The sequence below is a fragment of the Promineifilum sp. (SeqCode) genome, assembly GCF_041918635.1.
In the GTDB taxonomy this organism is placed as follows: domain Bacteria; phylum Chloroflexota; class Anaerolineae; order Promineifilales; family Promineifilaceae; genus Promineifilum.
The window spans coordinates 1-2450 of sequence record NZ_JAYRVJ010000063.1; the positions used below are offsets into that span (position 1 = coordinate 1).

The 2450-nt window shown below is 64.3% G+C and carries 2 protein-coding genes; one reads left to right on the forward strand and one right to left on the reverse strand.

Annotated elements, in window-relative coordinates; all coding sequences use genetic code 11:
- Positions 1 to 923, reverse strand: a 923-nt coding sequence (locus ACE3UY_RS01985) for a hypothetical protein (RefSeq protein ID WP_374685873.1), incomplete at its 3' end; no start/stop codon positions are given.
- A gap of 165 nt (positions 924 to 1088) precedes the next feature.
- Between ACE3UY_RS01985 and zwf the strand changes: the two genes are divergently transcribed.
- A partial coding sequence (zwf, locus tag ACE3UY_RS01990) for a glucose-6-phosphate dehydrogenase (protein WP_374685874.1) occupies positions 1089 to 2450 on the forward strand: 1362 nt, incomplete at its 3' end.

The window sequence follows — 2450 nt, forward strand, 5'->3', positions numbered from 1 at the left end:
CCCTGCTCCCCCGCTCCCCCGCTCTCTCCGGCCGTCCGCAACTGGTAGGCCCGCATTGTCCGCTGCTGATGCAGATTGAAGTGACCCTTGCAGGAGTCGGGCGAGAAGCTGGCCTCTAATAGGCTGGACACCTGGCCGGCGTGGGACTTGCGGAACCTGCGTGTCTTGCGGGCCATTTCCCATTGGTCGAGCCACCGGCCGGCGCGCGTGCGCAGGGTGGCTTCCAGGATGGCGCGGCCCGTGAAGGGGGCGGGTGAGAATGGCCAGGGGGTAGAGGACAGAGCCGGCGGGCCGGCGGCGTTGGGCAAGTAGCGATACGTCCAGGCGTTCACGCGGCGCAGCGTCTCGTAGACTGCCCGGCCGTAGAGCGGAACCATTTGCGTGACCTCGTGCGCCGTATAAAGATTCTGTTGGGAAAAGCGGAGAGCCCGCTCCGTCAGAAAGTAGTTGGGGCACAACTCCAGCCCGCGCCGCGCCGCCCAGCGCACAATCAGGATCACGAAGGCGCGGCAGACCCACAGCCGGTCGTTGGCGGTGACGATCAGATAGTCGATGTCCTCATGGGTGACGTTGTTGACCGCCAGCGAGCCGGTAACGGCGACCATACGCACGAAGGGGGCGCGGGCGATGAGCGCGCCATAGCGCGCGGCCTCGGGCCAGAGGCGGTCGGCCACGGCCTGGCGCTGCCGGCGCAGTTCGGCCACGTCCTCCCGACCGGGCAGCATGTAGAAATCGCCCGAGGCGCCCAAGCGGTCGGGAATGAGCAGGCCGTGGCCCAAAGCTTGTTGGACTTTTTGTGGGGAAAGGGGCAGGCCGACCAGGTAGCGGTGGATCTCGGCCGCGGTGAGCGGGTAGTCGAAGGCATCCACGTAGGATACCGTGTTGACGATTGCCCGCTCGATGTTGGCCTGGTAACTACTCATTGGCCTGTAAAAGAGGCTGTTCCCCGGTCGAGGGTATAGACTCAGCCCACCACATCGGTTACATTATACTAACTCGCCTCGACCTGTCGAGGGGTGAAGGCCGGTTTCCCTTGATGGCGCTTCGGGGTTGGCGAGCAGGTGGGCAGACAACGGAGGCAACGCAAGATGGATGAGACGAACGCGATAGTCATTTTTGGCGCATCGGGCGATCTGACGCGGCGCAAGCTGGTTCCGTCGCTCTATGACCTGTACCGCAAGGGGCGGCTGCCGCCGAACTGGCGTATCGTCGGCGTGGCCCGCAGTGACTTCAGCGACGAAAAGTTCCGCGCGCACGTCAAGGCGGGCGTCAAGGAGTTCGCCCGCTCAATGTACGACGCCAAGTCATGGGATGAGTTCGCGGCCAACATCTGCTACTACCGTGGCGACCTGACCCAGTTCGAGCAGTTGCAGGGCGTCGACCGGATGCTGTGCGAGTGGGAAGACAACCGCCCTGGTAATCGCCTCTATTATCTGTCCATCGCCCCCGACCTCTACGAGCAGGCTGTCGCCAATCTGGGCGCGGCCGATATGATGCACGAAGACCACGGCTGGCGGCGCGTCGTCATCGAGAAGCCGTTCGGCCACGACCTGGCCTCGGCGCGGGCGCTCAACCGGGCTGTCCATCAGGTGCTCAACGAGTCGCAGATCTACCGCATCGACCACTACCTGGGCAAGGAGACGGTGCAGAACCTGCTGGTCTTCCGCTTCGCCAACTCGCTCTACGAGCCGGTGTGGAACCGCAACTACATCGATCACGTGCAGATCACGGCCGCTGAGACGGTCGACGTGGGCCACCGGGCGCACTTCTACGATGACGTGGGCGTCATGCGCGACATGGTGCAGAACCACGTGCTGCAACTGCTGTCGCTCGTGGCCGCCGAACCGCCGGCGTCGTTCGAGGCTGAGGCGATCCGCAACGAGAAGTCGAAAGTGTTGCGGGCCATGCGTCCTGTCCGGCTGGAGAACGTGAGCAGCTGTACGGTGCGCGGCCAGTACCGCAAGTACCGCGACACGGAAGGGGTCGCCCCCGGCTCGATGACGGCCACCTATGCCGCCATCCGCTACTACATCGACAACTGGCGCTGGCAGGGCGTTCCCTTCTACATGCGTTCGGGCAAGGCGCTGGCGGCCAAGACGACGGAGATCACCATCTTCTTCAAGCGACCGCCGCATCTGATGTTCCCCATGCCCGAGGGAGCCAAGCCCGCTCCCAACCGCCTGTCCATCTGCATCCAGCCGGATGAGGGCATCCACTTCTCCTTCCAGGCCAAAGTGCCCGACACGCCGGCCGAGATGCGTACAGTGGACATGTCCTTCCAGTACGAGGAGTCATTCGGCGCGCTGGCGATTCCCGAAGCGTACGAGCGGCTGCTGCTGGACATCCTCAAGGGGGATCCCTCGCTCTTCACCCGCAGCGACGCCATCGAACTGGCCTGGGAACTGATCGATCCTATCCTGGAAGGGTGGGAGTCGAAGCACGCCCCGCCG